16 protein-coding genes and 2 riboswitches are annotated in these 15017 nt (G+C 60.0%); of the genes, 7 read left to right on the plus strand and 9 right to left on the minus strand.

The window, feature by feature from the left end; translation table 11 throughout:
* Positions 1-17 precede the first annotated feature (17 nt).
* Together gcvT and AF71_RS05455 are read right to left on the minus strand one after the other, a co-directional pair.
* Complete coding sequence (gene gcvT / locus AF71_RS05450; protein ID WP_026371482.1) at positions 18-1154, minus strand: glycine cleavage system aminomethyltransferase GcvT; 1137 nt, start codon at positions 1152-1154, stop codon at positions 18-20.
* 74 nt (positions 1155-1228) lie between these two features.
* Positions 1229-1309, minus strand: a riboswitch (glycine riboswitch).
* A 3-nt stretch (positions 1310-1312) separates the two neighbouring features.
* Positions 1313-1400, minus strand: a riboswitch (glycine riboswitch).
* Between the two features lie 113 nt (positions 1401-1513).
* Complete coding sequence (locus tag AF71_RS05455; RefSeq protein WP_018854921.1) at positions 1514-1783, minus strand: hypothetical protein; 270 nt, start codon at positions 1781-1783, stop codon at positions 1514-1516.
* A gap of 118 nt (positions 1784-1901) precedes the next feature.
* Here AF71_RS05455 and crcB point away from each other — a divergent pair, with 118 nt between their 5' ends.
* The 7 genes from crcB to AF71_RS05490 all read left to right on the plus strand — a co-directional run bounded on the left by crcB (position 1902) and on the right by AF71_RS05490 (position 7412).
* On the plus strand, positions 1902-2279 hold the full coding sequence (gene crcB / locus AF71_RS05460) for a fluoride efflux transporter CrcB (RefSeq protein ID WP_018854922.1): 378 nt from the start codon (positions 1902-1904) through the stop codon (positions 2277-2279).
* An 89-nt stretch (positions 2280-2368) separates the two neighbouring features.
* Positions 2369-3364, plus strand: a complete 996-nt coding sequence (locus tag AF71_RS05465) for an RluA family pseudouridine synthase (protein ID WP_018854923.1) — start codon at positions 2369-2371, stop codon at positions 3362-3364.
* On the plus strand, positions 3361-4014 hold the full coding sequence (locus AF71_RS05470) for an HAD-IA family hydrolase (protein WP_018854924.1): 654 nt from the start codon (positions 3361-3363) through the stop codon (positions 4012-4014). The genes AF71_RS05465 and AF71_RS05470 overlap by 4 nt, the downstream gene beginning before the upstream one ends.
* Positions 4015-4022: 8 nt before the next feature.
* Positions 4023-4808: an ATP12 family chaperone protein gene (locus AF71_RS05475; RefSeq protein ID WP_029792333.1), complete on the plus strand. Its 786-nt coding sequence runs from the start codon at positions 4023-4025 to the stop codon at positions 4806-4808.
* A gap of 70 nt (positions 4809-4878) precedes the next feature.
* A complete protein-coding gene (locus AF71_RS05480; RefSeq protein WP_029792331.1) occupies positions 4879-5334 on the plus strand; it encodes a hypothetical protein in 456 nt (151 codons plus the stop codon).
* A gap of 32 nt (positions 5335-5366) precedes the next feature.
* A complete protein-coding gene (locus AF71_RS05485) occupies positions 5367-6899 on the plus strand; it encodes an acyl-CoA carboxylase subunit beta (protein ID WP_018854927.1) in 1533 nt (510 codons plus the stop codon).
* A gap of 126 nt (positions 6900-7025) precedes the next feature.
* The gene (locus tag AF71_RS05490; RefSeq protein ID WP_018854928.1) at positions 7026-7412 is read left to right on the plus strand and encodes a DoxX family protein; all 387 of its coding nucleotides are present in this window, start codon (positions 7026-7028) and stop codon (positions 7410-7412) included.
* A 66-nt stretch (positions 7413-7478) separates the two neighbouring features.
* Here the strand turns inward: AF71_RS05490 and fghA are convergent, their stop codons facing one another.
* The 7 genes from fghA to AF71_RS05525 form a co-directional block, all read right to left on the minus strand.
* Positions 7479-8312 carry an S-formylglutathione hydrolase gene (gene fghA / locus AF71_RS05495; RefSeq protein ID WP_018854929.1) on the minus strand — a complete coding sequence of 278 codons (834 nt, stop codon included), beginning with the start codon at positions 8310-8312 and terminating at the stop codon, positions 7479-7481.
* The gene (locus tag AF71_RS05500; protein ID WP_113470452.1) at positions 8309-8776 is read right to left on the minus strand and encodes a YaiI/YqxD family protein; all 468 of its coding nucleotides are present in this window, start codon (positions 8774-8776) and stop codon (positions 8309-8311) included. The genes fghA and AF71_RS05500 overlap by 4 nt, the downstream gene beginning before the upstream one ends.
* A 104-nt stretch (positions 8777-8880) precedes the next feature.
* The gene (gfa, locus tag AF71_RS05505; RefSeq protein WP_018854931.1) at positions 8881-9459 is read right to left on the minus strand and encodes an S-(hydroxymethyl)glutathione synthase; all 579 of its coding nucleotides are present in this window, start codon (positions 9457-9459) and stop codon (positions 8881-8883) included.
* Positions 9460-9563: 104 nt separating this feature from the next.
* Positions 9564-10691, minus strand: coding sequence for an S-(hydroxymethyl)glutathione dehydrogenase/class III alcohol dehydrogenase (locus tag AF71_RS05510; RefSeq protein ID WP_018854932.1), 1128 nt, complete (start codon positions 10689-10691; stop codon positions 9564-9566).
* 132 nt (positions 10692-10823) lie between these two features.
* Positions 10824-12092, minus strand: a complete 1269-nt coding sequence (locus AF71_RS05515; protein WP_113470451.1) for a hypothetical protein — start codon at positions 12090-12092, stop codon at positions 10824-10826.
* A gap of 98 nt (positions 12093-12190) precedes the next feature.
* Complete coding sequence (locus tag AF71_RS05520; protein ID WP_169680286.1) at positions 12191-14200, minus strand: acetyl/propionyl/methylcrotonyl-CoA carboxylase subunit alpha; 2010 nt, start codon at positions 14198-14200, stop codon at positions 12191-12193.
* A gap of 85 nt (positions 14201-14285) precedes the next feature.
* A complete protein-coding gene (locus AF71_RS05525; protein WP_018854935.1) occupies positions 14286-14993 on the minus strand; it encodes a hypothetical protein in 708 nt (235 codons plus the stop codon).
* Between the last annotated feature and the right edge of the window lie 24 nt (positions 14994-15017).

Consider the following 15017-nt stretch of genomic DNA (forward strand, 5'->3'; position numbering starts at 1 on the left):
AATCTCCGGAAAATGTTTCAGCGTTTGTAGGTCGGTGTGATGAAGGGAAGGGCGCTGACCGTGACAGGCAGGTATTTGCCGCGCACTTCGGCGTAAACTTGCGTTCCAACGGCTGCGTGGGGAAGCTGCACATAACCCATCGCAACGGGACCCTCGACCGAGGGGCCGAAGCCACCCGAGGTCACTTCGCCGATTTCCGTCTTGCCTTCGGAATCCGCAAAGAGCTTGGCGTGGCCGCGAACCGGGGCCTTGCCCTCGGGCTTCAGGCCGACACGCCGGCGGGTCGCGCCGCTTTCCAACTCGCGCAGAATGCGATCAGCGCCGGGGAAACCGCCGGCGCGAGTGCCGCCGGACTTGCGGGCCTTCTGCATTCCCCATTCAAGCGCGGCTTCCACGGGCGTGGTGGTCGTGTCGATGTCGTTGCCATACAGGCAGAGGCCGGCCTCAAGGCGCAGGCTGTCACGAGCGCCAAGCCCGATCGGCGCGACGTCCGGATGTTCAAGCAACCGCTTGGCGACATCCTCCGCCTTGTCTTTGGGAATGGAGATTTCGAAGCCGTCCTCGCCGCTGTAGCCGGAGCGGGAGACCAGACAGGAAACGTCGTGCAGCCGGCAGTGGCGCACGTCCATGAATTTCATCGCGGCGACATCTGCCCACAGTTCCGCGAGCACCTCGACGGAGCGCGGTCCCTGGAGGGCGATGAGCGCGCGATCAAGGAGCGTGATGTCGCAGCTATCGCCGATATGCTTCTGGAGATGGGCAAGGTCGTCATCCTTGCAGGCCGCATTGACGACGACGAACAAGTGATCGTCGAGATGGGTGATCATAAGGTCGTCGAGAATTCCGCCGTTCTCATCGGTGAAGAAACCGTAGCGTTGGCGACCTTCCGCGAGGCCGAGGATATCGACCGGAACGAGGCTTTCCAGCGCCAGCGCGGCGTCCTCATACTTTCCGGACTTTGCCTTGATGACGACCTGGCCCATATGGGACACGTCGAAAACACCGGCGGACGTGCGGGTCTGGATGTGCTCCTTCATCACACCGGCCGGATATTGCACCGGCATGTCATAGCCTGCAAACGGCACCATACGGGCGCCAAGTGACAGATGCAGCTGATGCAGCGGGGTTTTCTTGAGGGCAGCAGTATCGTCCAACGACGCCTCCGGGGTTTGCGCCTGGAATTCCATGCGCGGGCTCAAATCTTCAGACGCAGTTGCGCCTTGTACTTCGAGCCCCCTCTGTCCCTGTGCCTGAGATTGTTATCCCTTCGGCGAGCGTTTCGAGAACGCTTCTCTCCAGAGTTCCGTCTGCCCCTTGCTGGTCCTTTGGCCTGAGAGTTTCCGGGGCGGTTGCTCCTTCGGCACCGGTCGTAGACGACCAGCTTCTCCCAACAAGGTCGAGGGCAATTATCTGGCCAGGGCTGTAGTTGGCAAGGGGGAATGTCGCCGCCGAACAAATTTTTGTCGCGCGCTTCTAATGATAGGTCGCTGCGGGTGAGAAAATCCGGCAACGCTCAGCTCTCGCTGTAGAATTCCAGGGCCTGTTTCAACCCGGCCTGCGGCTGCCTTTGCCCCATCGTCATGAGATCTAGCGCGACTTCCGTCGATTGAATGATATTGGCGGGCTCTTCGACGTCCTGGCCGCTGGCTGCCTTGGTTTGACGATCGGCGGCGCGGCGAGACTCTTTGGCAGAGGTACTTGCGGACACACGCTGTGGAATCCGAAGCGTTTCAAACGCTGCGGCGGCGGTGCTTGCGGATATGCTGCCAACCAAGACTGTCATGGTGACACGATAAGGCGCGGGGGTTCTTAACTGGCTAAATCAACCGCTAGCATTTTATGCATCTTGATCTTCCCCGCAGATGATTGGAATGTCCCGCGCGTCAAAACAGAGTAGATCCATGATTCAGGCCTTCCTTGTCGCCGTCGGCGGTGCGATCGGTTCCGTGCTTAGATACTATGTCGGCCAGTTGGCACTCAGGATTGCAGGGCCGGCATTTCCGTGGGGGACACTGACCGTCAACGTTGTTGGCTGCTTCATCATCGGCGTATTCGCGGAGATGATCGTCCGGCGCTTCGATGCCTCGCCGGAATTGCGCCTGCTACTGATCACCGGCTTCCTCGGCGGTCTTACAACCTTCTCCTCGTTCTCGCTCGATGCAATTTCGCTCTGCGAGCGTGGCGCAACTGTCGCCAGCGCGGTCTATATCGCTGCCAGCGTCGGCCTCTCCTTGGCCGCGGTGATCGGCGGACTGGCACTCATGCGCGCGATCTTGTGAGATTACGATTTCCGTTTTCGGCAAAAATGCTCTAAAGCCAGCCGCAAAGGCCGCGCCGTGCGCGGAAACCATTTTCCGAAAGATGACGTATGGCGGGTATTGAACACAAAAAGGTGGAGCCGGATGAGGCGGGCATGCGGCTCGACCGCTGGTTCAAGGTGCACTTCCCGGGCCTCGGTTTCGGCCCGCTCCAGAAGCTGCTTCGCTCCGGACAGGTTCGCGTCGACGGTGGGCGGGTTAAAAGCGACACGCGTGTGCAGCCCGGACAGATGGTGCGCGTGCCACCGCTTGATGTCGATGCCAAGGCGAAAACCGGACCGATCGCTGGCCGCGATCTCAAGCACTCCGGCGATTTCGAACTGTTGTCGCGGATGGTGCTGCACGAAGACGACAAGGTCATCGTCCTTAACAAGCCCGCGGGCCTTGCGGTGCAGGGCGGCTCAGGCGTGACACGCCATATCGACAAGATGCTCGAAGCCTGGACCAGTCCGAAAGGCGAGAAGCCGCGCCTGGTGCATCGCTTGGACAGGGACACATCGGGTGTCCTGGTCATCGCACGCACCCGCGGCGCCGCCCAAAAGCTGACAGCCGCCTTTCGGGAACGCGACACGAAGAAGACCTACTGGTCGCTCGTGAAGGGGGTACCGCGCAAGCGCGAGGACAAGATCTCGACTTGGCTTGTGAAGGAAGCAACGCCGGATGGCGACCGCATGCGGATTGCCAAGCATGGTGAGGAGGGCGCCGACCACGCCGTTTCCTACTACCGCGTGGTCGAGACGGCGGCGCAGAGGCTCGCCTGGCTTGAAATGGAGCCCTATACCGGCCGTACGCATCAGCTTCGCGTCCATGCGCTCCATATCGGTCACCCGATCATTGGGGATCCCAAATATTTCGACGATGATCCGAACTGGGATTTTCCCGGCGGCGTTCAAAAGCGACTGCACCTGCACGCACGCCACATCGACATCCCGCATCCGTCCGGAGGGCGCCTTCGCATCACCGCGCCGCTGCCTCCGCATATGGTCCAGACCTGGAACCTGCTGGGATTTGATGAGAACTCTGCCGACGGAGCCGATGACGAATGAGACTGGCGCTCTTCGATTGTGACGGCACGCTGGTCGACAGCGCAGCACTGATCCATGAGGTGATGGCGCGGACCTTCGTGCACTTCGGATACGATAGGCCGGATGTCTCGTTGACGAAGTCGATCATCGGACTGACGCTGGATATCGCCATTGCGCGGATGCAGGGAAAGCCGCACGTGGACGACGAAGCGATCGCGATGACGGCACACTACAAGACGATCTATGCCGGTGTTCGTGACGAACCTGGAATGGACGTGCCGCTGTTCAATGGCATCAGGCCGTTGATCGATGAATTGGCGCAGAACGATGACATCCTGATCGGAGCGGTAACGGGCAAGTCGCGTCGCGGTCTTGTCCACATTCTCGAAACACACGGTTTCGCACCCCATTTTATCGTTTCGCGCACGGCTGACGACTGCCCATCGAAGCCCCATCCAGCTATGGTAATGGAGTGCTGCAGCGAGATCGGCATGAATCCCGCCGATGCGATTGTTATCGGCGATGCCATCTACGATATGCAGATGGCGAAGGCCGCGGGCGCGAAAGCGGTTGGCGTGTCGTGGGGCTATGCGAGCGTGGACGATCTGGTGTCTGCAGGGGCCGACGGCATTGTTCGTCACCCGAGTGACGTTTTGAAGCATTTTTCCTGAGGTGAAGCATGCGTGATCTGTTGAACGACCTGGCGGAAGGATTGAGCCATCCGGACCCTATTCGCCGTGCCCAGATCCAGATGAAGAAGCCGTTGCCGAAGCGCTTCTACAAGGCTGTCACGATCGCGGAAGTCGACGAAGGCCATTCCATCGAGCTGGACGGCAAGGCCATTCGTACGCCAGCGCGCAAACTGCTTGTTGTCGCGACGAAGCCACTTGCGGAGCTTTTGGTACACGAATGGGAGGCGCAGGTTGAGGTGATCGACCCCTCGACCATGCCTGTGACTCGGCTCGTCAACACCGCCATCGACGGAGTTGCAGCCGACACGCAAGCCGTCTTCGACGATATCGTGCGCTTCTCCTCGAGCGATCTGCTTTGCTATCGTGCCGAAGCGCCGCAAGCCCTCGTCGAGCGCCAGAGAGATCTTTGGGACCCGGTGCTCGATTGGGCCGGCAACTCGCTCGGTGCGCGCTTCATCCTGATCGAAGGCGTCATGCACCATGACCAGCCGCCGGAAGCAATTTCTGCGTATTCCGCAGCATTGAGGCGGCACGACGATGCGACGACCCTGGCGGCCTTGCACACCATCACGACACTGACCGGCTCCGCGCTGCTGGCGCTTGCCTTCGCCGATGGCACTCTGCCGGCGGACAAGGTTTGGTCGCTCGCGCATCTCGATGAGGATTGGACGATCGAGCATTGGGGCAGTGACGAAGAAGCCGAAGAGCGGCGCGCGAAGCGCTTTGAGGACTTCAATGCCGCTGCGGACGTTTTTTTGGCCTTGAAGGGCTGAAACATATTGCGTTGAGCCGGGTTATCGCGAAAATCTGCGAGTCTATTGGGGGCGGATGCGGATTTTCTTAATGAGCTGGGTCAAGTCGTGCTTTTTACCGGTGGCGCTGGTTTGCATCGCGCTTGCCTCGTGCTCGATTTTCGCAAAGGAGCAACCCGCCCCGGTCTATGACGTGCGAAGCGCTGTCGTTGTCAGCGCGCAGAAGATCCCGCCAGCAATCCTTGCCGGTGTCGGCGATCGAGTAAATGCCGCGATAAACGCTACGGTGCGAACAGACGTCTATCCGCGCGTTGTGCTGACAATCCGGATCCTTTTTGTCGAAAAGGGCCAGGGCTTCGACAAGAGCCGGAATGTCGCAAAGGTCAGCGTCGATGCCGCCTCCGTCGACGATGGTTCGGTCATCGCCGTCAGTGCGTTTGAAGTGACAAGCTTCTCCAGTAGTCCAGCGGCAGCCGACGAGATCCTCGCCGAGGATATCGCCGCTCGCATTCGTTCCGCTTTCTCACTGAGCGCCGGACGCGCTTGAACCAGCCGCGTGATCCGCGGCGAGGAGTATCCATGAAGGAAATTCTTGAAGAACTCGAACGCCGGCGCGGCATTGCACGGCTCGGTGGAGGCAAGGGGCGTATCGACGCGCAGCATCAGCGCGGCAAGCTGACGGCACGTGAGCGGATCGATCTTTTCCTGGACGAGGACTCCTTTGAGGAGTTCGACATGTTTGTCGAGCATCGATCCAACGATTTTGGCATGGACAAGACGCGGATCGCCGGTGACGGCGTGGTCACCGGTTGGGGAACGGTGAACGGGCGAACGGTATTCGTCTTCGCGAAGGACTTCACGGTGTTCGGCGGTTCGCTCTCGGAAGCGCATGCCGAGAAGATCATGAAGGTTCAGGATATGGCGCTCAAGAACAGAGCGCCGATCATCGGCATCTATGATGCCGGCGGCGCGCGTATCCAGGAAGGCGTGGCGGCGCTGGGCGGGTATGCGGAGGTCTTCCAACGCAATGTGCTCGCCTCCGGCGTCATTCCGCAAATCTCGGTCATCATGGGTCCATGTGCCGGCGGTGACGTTTACTCGCCCGCCATGACCGATTTCATCTTCATGGTCCGTGATACCTCCTACATGTTCGTGACCGGCCCCGACGTGGTGAAGACGGTGACGAATGAGACCGTCACCGCGGAAGAGCTCGGTGGCGCCTCGGTGCATACGACCAAATCCTCGATTGCCGACGGCGCCTACGACAATGACGTCGAGGCGTTGCTGCAGGTTCGGCGACTCATCGACCTGCTACCGCAGTCGAACACATCACCGGTGCCCGAAATCGAATGTTACCAGTCGGTGACAGATGCCGATGCATCGCTCGACACACTGGTGCCAGCGAACGCGAACAAGCCCTACGACATCAAGGAATTGATCCTAAAGACGGTGGATGAGGGTGATTTCTTCGAGATCCAGGCGAGCTTCGCCAAAAATATCGTCTGCGGCTTCGGTCGGATCGAAGGCTCGACCGTCGGTTTCGTGGCAAACCAGCCGATGGTGCTCGCCGGCGTGCTCGACAGCGATGCGTCGCGAAAGGCAGCGCGGTTCGTCCGCTTCTGCGACTGCTTCAACATTCCGATCGTAACCTTTGTGGACGTGCCCGGCTTCCTGCCTGGAACCGCCCAGGAATATGGCGGGCTGATCAAGCATGGTGCGAAACTGCTGTTCGCCTATGCGGAGGCGACGGTGCCGAAGCTCACCGTCATCACGCGCAAGGCGTTCGGCGGGGCCTATGACGTCATGGCATCGAAGCATTTGAGGGGGGACTTGAACTATGCTTGGCCGACGGCTCAGATCGCCGTGATGGGCGCGAAGGGGGCCGTCGAAATCATCTTCCGCAAGGATATCGCCGATCCCGAAAAGATCAGCGCGCATACGAAGATGTACGAAGATCGGTTCCTTTCTCCGTTCGTCGCTGCCGAGCGCGGTTACGTGGACGAGGTCATCATGCCGCATTCCACACGCCGACGGCTGGCGCGGGGCCTAAAGATGCTTCGCAATAAAGACCTGAGCAATCCTTGGAAGAAGCACGACAATATTCCGCTTTAAGGAGAATAAAGTGGGGAAAGCCAAGGAAAATCAACAGGAAGTGATCGCCCGTCAACGATCCGTGTCTTCTTTCCTCCTGGCGAAGCAGCTAACCCTCCGCTGTCTTTATTCAAAAGGAGAGTCTACATGGAACGACTGAGCGCCTACCAGTCCTACGCGCTTGCCGCTCTGCGCATCATCACTGCGCTGCTGTTTATCGAGCATGGAACGATGAAGCTTTTCGCGTTCCCGGCCGCGCAGATGGACGGCCCGCTGCCGCCCTTGCTGCTGGTCGCCGCTCTGCTCGAAGTGGTCGGTGGCCTGCTGGTGCTGATCGGGCTGTTTACGCGGCCGGTCGCCTTCATCCTTTCGGGCCAGATGGCTGTTGCCTACTTCATGGCGCACGGATCGAAAGCGTTCTGGCCGGCTCTGAACGGTGGCGAGGCGGCAATTCTGTTCAGCTTCATCTTCCTGTTCATCTTCTTCGCTGGCCCCGGTGCTCTGTCGGTCGAGGGGCGCAAGGCCTCCGCCTGATGCAATAAAATGCCGTGGCCGGCTTTACCGGCCGCGGCTGCGGCTCGCTACCCGTTTTTTGCCGCCTCAGGCAAGACGCTCCGCGTGCCACTTCAGATGATCGTCCATGAAGGTCGAAATGAAGTAGTAGGAGTGATCGTAGCGCTCGTGCAGGCGCAGCGTAAGCTTGATGTCAGTATCCTTCACAGCCTCTTCGAACAGCCATGGACGCAGCCCGCTCTCCAGGAAGCCATCGGCCTTGCCTTGGTCAATCAGGAACTCGGGAAAACGTGCGCCGTCGCTTACCAAGGCGCAGGCATCATATTTCCGCCAGGTGGCACGGTCGGAGCCCAGATATTTCTCAAACGCTGGGGCCGACCAATCCGCGGTCGAAGGCTCCACGATGGGCGCAAAAGCCGAGCAGCTCTTGAACCGATCTGGGTTCCGGAGCGCGATGGTCATGGCACCGTGACCGCCCATCGAGTGACCGAAGATGCCCTGGCGGCTCATGTCCATGCGGAAGTGTTGGCTAACATAGGCCGGAAGTTCTTCGGTGATGTAGGTGTACGTCTGATAGTTTTCCGACCAAGGCCTTTCCGTCGCATCGAGATAGAAACCGGCGCCTTGGCCCATCTGCCAATTGGTAAGCTCATCCGGGACGTCATTGCCGCGCGGGCTCGTGTCCGGGCAGACGACGATCAGGCCGAGCTCTGCAGCCATGCGCCGATATTCGCCCTTTTCCATAACGTTTGCATGCGTGCAGGTTAGGCCTGAGAGATACCAGACAACCGGGCAGGGCTCCTTGATGGCCTTTGGTGGGACGAAAACTGCAAAAGTCATGTCGCACTTGCAGGCGTCGGATTCGTGCGTGAAAACACCCTGCATGCCGCCAAAGGCAGTCGTCTGTGAAATTATGTTCATTCTTTATCGTCCGTTTTTGGGGTAAGCGCCTTGGCCCGGCGGCACAGGCGATCGAAAGTTTCGAGGAAGCGGGAGCGATCCTTCGGGCCGAAGGCCGCATTGTAACCCTTGCTTTCGCCGGTCTCTCTCAGGTGAGCGCCGAGATCGCGCATAGCGCTCGCCATGCCGATATTGGTATCGTCGAAGACCCGACCCGTCGGACCGCTGACGAGCGCGCCAGTTGCCACGCAACGGACCGCGAGCGGGACATCGGCAGTGACGACCACGTCACCGACACTGGCATGCTCGGCAATCCAGTCGTCGGCGGCATCGAACGAGGCCGAGACGATGACATTGTGCACCATCGGATCGCGGGAAGGACGCAGACCGGAATTCGCCACGAAGGTCACTTCCATGCCGTGGCGCTCGGCGACCTTGAGGATTTCCGGCTTCACCGGGCAGGCGTCTGCATCGACATAAATCATGAATTTCAATCTGGTTTGATGGAAACGCTAGGAGGCCCCGACGGGCGCGTAGCGGCGGTTCGTTCGGGGTCTCATAATCCGACGGCTGCCATTCGTTCAAGACGTCAGGCTTCCTTCAGTGTGCCTGCCTTTTTCGCCACCCAGGTTGCGATGACATCCATCAGCGTTGGGTTCAGGCAATCATAGGGCGTGAGGCCTAGCTCGTTCAGGCGACCGCGGACACCTGCCATCGCCGAAGGCGGCGTGCCGGATTCGATGATCGACGACACGAAGGCCGCGAATGTCGGCTCCGGCCAGCCACTCTCCTGAAAGCGTTCCGGATGAATGAAATCGAGCCCTTTGAAGGCATGTTCGCGCTCCACCGGTCCGTACATATGAACGCCGCAGGCCTTGCAGGCATGGCGCTGGATCAGCGCATCCGGATCGACGACCTGCAGCTTGTCGCCATTTTCCAGCACCGTGACGTTTTCATGCGGGGTCACGGCGACCACTGAAAAAGCCGCTCCCTTCGGCTTCCAGCATTTCGTGCAGCCGCAGGCGTGATTGTGCGCGATAGTACCCTTGATAGCGACCTTCACAGGACGGTCGACGCAGGCGCAGACCAGCGTGCCGCCGTTGAAATTTGCCTGGCCCTTTTTCACACCGCCGTCGAGGGCGGGGTGCAGCGATACTTGACTTGGCATGTTCAGCTCCTCCTCCTTAGCTGCCCACGGCTCCCAAATCAGGATCAATTTGCGAAAAAGCCGCAGGCCATTTTAAAGTCGCACCGCATTCCGTCGTCCTCGCCTCAATACAGTACCACGCTTCGGATGCTTTCGCCGGAATGCATGAGTTCGAAGCCCTTGTTGATGTCTTCGAGCGGCATGGTGTGGGTGATCATCGGATCGATCTCGATCTTGCCCTGCATGTACCAATCGACGATCTTCGGCACATCGGTGCGGCCACGTGCGCCGCCAAAGGCCGTGCCCATCCAGGAGCGACCGGTAACCAGCTGGAACGGCCGGGTAGAGATCTCCTGGCCGGCACCCGCAACACCAATGACCACGGACTTGCCCCAGCCGCGATGCGAGGATTCCAGCGCCTGACGCATGACCTTGGTGTTGCCGGTGCAGTCGAAGGTATAGTCTGCGCCACCGATCTGGTCGGCGCCGCGCTTCGTCATGTTGACGAGGTAAGGCACGATGTCGTCGCCGACCTCCTTCGGGTTGACGAAATGCGTCATGCCGAAGCGCTCGCCCCAGGCCTTCTTGTCGTTGTTGAGATCAACGCCGATGATCATGTCGGCGCCGGCGAGGCGCAGGCCCTGGATGACGTTAAGGCCGATGCCGCCGAGACCGAAGACGATCGCGGTCGCGCCCATCTCCACCTTGGCGGTGTTGATGACGGCGCCGATGCCCGTGGTTACGCCGCAGCCGATATAGCAGATCTTGTCGAAGGGTGCGTCGGGATTGACCTTGGCGACGGCGATCTCCGGCAGCACCGTGTAGTTGGCGAAGGTTGAGCAGCCCATATAGTGGTGGATCTTGTCCTTGCCGATCGAGAACCGCGAAGTGCCATCCGGCATCAGCCCCTGGCCCTGTGTCGAGCGGATGGCGGTGCACAGATTGGTCTTGCGCGACAGGCAGGACGGGCATTCGCGGCATTCCGGCGTGTAGAGCGGAATGACATGGTCACCCTTCTTCACCGAGGTCACACCTGGACCGACATCGACAACGATGCCGGCGCCCTCATGGCCGAGGATCGCCGGAAACAGACCTTCCGGATCCGCGCCCGAGAGGGTGAAATCATCCGTGTGGCAGATGCCGGTCGCTTTCACCTCGACCAGCACTTCGCCGGCTCGCGGTCCCTCCAACTGAACGGTCATCACTTCAAGCGGTTTTCCAGCCTGTACGGCAACGGCGGCGCGAACGTCCATGTCAGATGCTCCTACTGATTTGATTGGGCGGAGCTTTGCACGCACGACGCGGCCCGCTCAAGGGAAAACTGTCCGTGGGCGTGAGTTTCCGCCTCGAATAGGCTGATTGCGCCAATCCCTATACGGCCTGCGTCAAAAGAGCTTTTCAGTTGCGAAAATAATGGCATAGCCATGCACCGCGATGCCCGCGTAGAGGCCGAAGGCAACCAGCATGCGCTCGCCGTCCTTCATCTCTTCGAGCTTCTGGCGCGGCTTCACGGAAGCGCCGCTGACGAGGCTAACAAGCGTGAAAACGAGCAGGCCCGCGGTTAGCACGTTCGCCGGCAAACCGATCTCGAATCCGATGCCGAGAATGCACAGGGTGACAACAAAACTGGCCGCAATCTGCGACCTTCGCGTGCGGAAAATTTGCCGGAGCACCTGGCCGCCGTCGAAACGGTGCATCGGCAGCAGGTTCAGCAGGTTGAAAGCGCCGAGGATCAACAGGAAGATGAGCAGAGGTCCACGTGACGCCAAGGGCAGCAGACCGGCATCGGCGAGCTGCGTGGCGACCGCGAGGATCGGGACAAGGAAAGCCGACATTCCTGCACCCATAAGGGCGCAGGTCGCCACCTCGAATAGCGACCGGTAGGGCCTTCCGCCGACCGCGATGCCACCCAGCAATGGCACGAAGATCATCCTGACGGATGCGTGACCGAACATCCGGTAGGCCGCCATATGCCCGAGTTCATGGAAGACAATGACAAGAGTCAGGAATGTCGAGAGCATCAGGCCACCTGCATCGAACCCAAGGAAGGGCCAGAGCAGCAGTGTCGACAACACCGCAAGACCGCCTTGGACCAGAGGTCGCTCAAAGTAGCCCTGTGGCAGCGACTCGCCTGTTTTCAACCATCCATCGAGCGCCTTCATTTCCCGGCGCAGGACGAAATAGCGGAACAAGAGGAACGCCAAGCCACGGTAGCGGTCGGTCTGTTCGATTTCCAGCAGCGCACCATCGGGTGTCGGTCGAATCATACGGCGCTCCCGGTAGTTGTCCCAGAATGTGGGATCCAGCGTGCTGTCATCGATGATGTGAGCCTGGAAGCCGTGGGCATTGCTCGCCATCCATGGCAACGGTTCCAATGCAAGTAGCCGTCGGGACGGCGCGCCGTTCTTGTCGAGATGCCGGTAGGTCTGTTCCACCACGCCGCGCCGATCGGCAAGGGCGTGACTGCTGATGACCGAGTGGTGCCAGGATGCGTCCGGACCGGCGGGGTTCATCGCGTTCCAGAGTCTATCGGGGGAGCATCCGTAGGTCCGGCTGAGGCAAATGGTTCTGCGTCCCAGCGGGATTCGCATCAGAAGCCAGAGAAAACCGAGATTTATGACCAGCAAGAGGGTCGCCGATTGCAGCGCCGTCATTTGCTACCTCCACCGGGCATCCCGCCGGTGGGGCCACGATAGGCGGCCAGCCGTTAACAAAACCTAACCAGCGAGGCAGCAAGAGGCGTTAGCGTCCGTCAGGCAAACTCGAGAATGACGGCATCAACGGCAAGGCTCTCTCCGGGCTTGGCGTTGATCTTGCTGACGACCAAATCGCGCTCGGCGCGCAGCACGTTTTCCATTTTCATGGCTTCGACCACGGCAAGCGTTTCGCCCGCTTTGACTTCCTGGCCCTCGACCACGGCAATCGAAACGACGAGACCAGGCATCGGGCAGAGCAGCAGCTTCGACGTATCCGGCGGAAGCTTCACTGGCATCAGCTTATCGAGTGCGGCATGTCGCGGCGTCAATACCTTGGCTTTCAGCGATATTCCCTGCCAGTCCAGCCGGAGGCCATTGAGAACCGGGCGGATCTGCGCAATCACGCTTTGGCCCGCGACCTTGCCGCGCCAAACGGAATCGCCAGGTCTCCAGTCGGTGACGACATTGGAAATCTTGCCGCCAATCTCGATGTCCATGTCGAACGGGATCGTCACGAGCCCATCGACCAGACGTGCATCGACGTAACTGTCACCCAGCCTGACGGTCCAGTCCTCACGGGTCGCGCCGGAGGGGCCGCGCAAGCGATCGGCGAAGCGCTCCCGACGGTTGGCTTCAACGAGAGACGCAGAAAGAGCGACGGCCGCGAGGGTGGCTTGCTGATGTGCGTCCGGTACCATCGGCGCAAATCCATCAGGGTATTCCTCCGCGATGAAACCGGTCGACAGACGCCCTTCGCGCCAGCGGGGGTGCTTCATCAGCGCGGCCAGGAAGGGGACGTTGTGTTCAATTCCGTCGACGACGAAACCGTCGAGTGCCTCGCCCATCGCCTCGATCGCTTCAAGACGTGTCGCGGCCCAGGTGCAGAGCTTCGCGATCATCGGATCGTAGTACATCGAAATCTCGGCACCTTCGAAAACGCCCGTGTCGTTGCGCACGATGGTGTTACCGGACTTGCCTTCGGCGGGTGGCCGATATCGCGTTAGGCGCCCGATCGATGGAAGAAAGTTTCGGTAGGGATCCTCGGCATATAACCGGCTCTCGATCGCCCAGCCGTTCAGCTTTATGTCGCTCTGTGTAAAGGGGAGCTTTTCACCGGCTGCAACGCGGATCATCTGTTCGACCAGGTCGATACCCGTCACCAGTTCGGTAACCGGATGCTCGACCTGCAGGCGCGTGTTCATTTCCAGAAAATAGAAATTACGGTCACGATCGACGATGAATTCCACCGTGCCGGCGCTTTGGTAGTCCACGGCGCGGGCGAGCGCGACCGACTGCTCGCCCATGGCCGCGCGAGTTTCCGCATCAAGGAAGGGCGAGGGAGCCTCTTCGACGACTTTCTGGTTGCGGCGCTGGATGGAGCATTCGCGTTCGCCGAGATAGACGACGTTGCCGTGCCCGTCCGCGAGCACCTGGATCTCGATGTGGCGGGGCTCGACAACATATTTTTCGATGAATACGCGATCGTCGCCGAAGGAACTCTTCGCCTCGGAACGCGCTCGGTCGAAGCCGTCGCGGACTTCCGCTTCGCTCCAGGCAATGCGCATGCCCTTGCCGCCGCCGCCGGCAGAGGCCTTGATCATGACGGGGTAACCGATCTCGGCTGCGATCTTTTCCGCGTGAGACGCATCCTCTATGACGCCGAGATAGCCGGGGACGGTGGAGACCTTGGCGGCGTTGGCGAACTTCTTCGACTCGATCTTGTCGCCCATCGCCATGATGGCTTTCGGCTTCGGACCGATGAAGACAATGCCTTCCTTCTCCAGAGCTTCACAAAACGACGCTCGCTCGGAGAGGAAGCCATAGCCGGGATGAACCGCTTCGGCGCCCGTCTGTTTGCAGGCAGCGATAATCTTGTTCGCCACGAGGTAGCTTTCGGCCGCCGCAGCGGGACCGATATGAACGGCCTCATCAGCCATCTCCACGTGGAGTGCATCCCGATCCGCATCCGAGTAGACGGCCACCGTCGCAATTCCCATGCGGCGCGCAGTCTTGATGACGCGGCAAGCGATCTCGCCGCGGTTCGCGATCAGGATTTTCTTGAACATGGAGACTCCACCCAAAACATGCGTTCCGAAGTTTTACGCATAAAACCCCGGAACGCACAATCAGCCGAAAGAATATCGGCGTGTCTCAGGCCACGGCGGTTTCGTTGCCGAAACTGTCATCGACGATCCTCAGCCATCGGCTGCGGCGTGGGGCTTCGGCATAATCCACGAGTTGGAGCGCCGAGAGAATGTCGGCCCAACGCGGGTGATTTCCCGCCGGCAGCGTTTCCTCCGCGATCCGCATCATAACGCCCCAAGTGAGGGGCGGCGCACTGATAACGCCGGCATCGCTTATGCCGCGGAGAACCCGCATCATGTAATCGATATCCTGTCGCGTGATACCCTTTCGATCCACTGCGCGCGATAGCCGGTATCCGCCGACGTTTTCCGCCAGCGCAAGACGTAACTGATCGAGTGCAAAGGCGCGCAACTCATCCGGCACGTTTACCGCGATCTCCATCACGTGCAGAACCAGTTCGAGCTCGAGCTCCGAATTGACCACGCCGTCGGTCGCGACCATGCGTATGAGCCAGGCCACATTGATCTCATCGAGAGACCCCTGAGGGTAGCTATAGTTGACGATGAAGCCAGCGAGTTGCTCCACAAAGAAGGAGTTCCACTCCGGGCATTTTGCGGGGCAGGAATTGTTCAGCGCCAACATGGCGACAACGTTGTCGGCGGTCCGGATGCCTTCCGGGAAGGTATGTTTGCGCAGCAGACCGATGTCTTCGGTGGTCAGCTGATGCTTCCCGGCAATCACACATGCCGGAAAAGCGAGACGGAATTCGCTCATCTTTTGTCTCCAGGACCTCATCAT

The sequence above is a fragment of the Rhizobium sp. 57MFTsu3.2 genome (assembly GCF_012932765.1).
Taxonomy (GTDB): domain Bacteria; phylum Pseudomonadota; class Alphaproteobacteria; order Rhizobiales; family Rhizobiaceae; genus Rhizobium; species Rhizobium altiplani.

Excerpts from the sequence above, each read along its gene's own strand:
- AF71_RS05480 (WP_029792331.1), top strand. The coding sequence starts at position 4,879 with ATGAGCTGGGTCAAGTCGTGCTTTTTACCGGTGGCGCTGGTTTGCATC.
- AF71_RS05465 (WP_018854923.1), top strand. The coding sequence starts at position 2,369 with ATGGCGGGTATTGAACACAAAAAGGTGGAGCCGGATGAGGCGGGCATG.
- AF71_RS05520 (WP_169680286.1), bottom strand. The coding sequence starts at position 14,200 with ATGTTCAAGAAAATCCTGATCGCGAACCGCGGCGAGATCGCTTGCCGC.
- AF71_RS05455 (WP_018854921.1), bottom strand. The coding sequence starts at position 1,783 with ATGACAGTCTTGGTTGGCAGCATATCCGCAAGCACCGCCGCCGCAGCG.
- fghA (WP_018854929.1), bottom strand. The coding sequence starts at position 8,312 with ATGAACATAATTTCACAGACGACTGCCTTTGGCGGCATGCAGGGTGTT.
- AF71_RS05510 (WP_018854932.1), bottom strand. The coding sequence starts at position 10,691 with ATGGACGTTCGCGCCGCCGTTGCCGTACAGGCTGGAAAACCGCTTGAA.
- AF71_RS05475 (WP_029792333.1), top strand. The coding sequence starts at position 4,023 with ATGCGTGATCTGTTGAACGACCTGGCGGAAGGATTGAGCCATCCGGAC.
- AF71_RS05500 (WP_113470452.1), bottom strand. The coding sequence starts at position 8,776 with ATGATTTATGTCGATGCAGACGCCTGCCCGGTGAAGCCGGAAATCCTC.
- AF71_RS05515 (WP_113470451.1), bottom strand. The coding sequence starts at position 12,092 with ATGACGGCGCTGCAATCGGCGACCCTCTTGCTGGTCATAAATCTCGGT.
- AF71_RS05470 (WP_018854924.1), top strand. The coding sequence starts at position 3,361 with ATGAGACTGGCGCTCTTCGATTGTGACGGCACGCTGGTCGACAGCGCA.
- AF71_RS05525 (WP_018854935.1), bottom strand. The coding sequence starts at position 14,993 with ATGAGCGAATTCCGTCTCGCTTTTCCGGCATGTGTGATTGCCGGGAAG.
- gfa (WP_018854931.1), bottom strand. The coding sequence starts at position 9,459 with ATGCCAAGTCAAGTATCGCTGCACCCCGCCCTCGACGGCGGTGTGAAA.
- AF71_RS05485 (WP_018854927.1), top strand. The coding sequence starts at position 5,367 with ATGAAGGAAATTCTTGAAGAACTCGAACGCCGGCGCGGCATTGCACGG.
- AF71_RS05490 (WP_018854928.1), top strand. The coding sequence starts at position 7,026 with ATGGAACGACTGAGCGCCTACCAGTCCTACGCGCTTGCCGCTCTGCGC.
- crcB (WP_018854922.1), top strand. The coding sequence starts at position 1,902 with ATGATTCAGGCCTTCCTTGTCGCCGTCGGCGGTGCGATCGGTTCCGTG.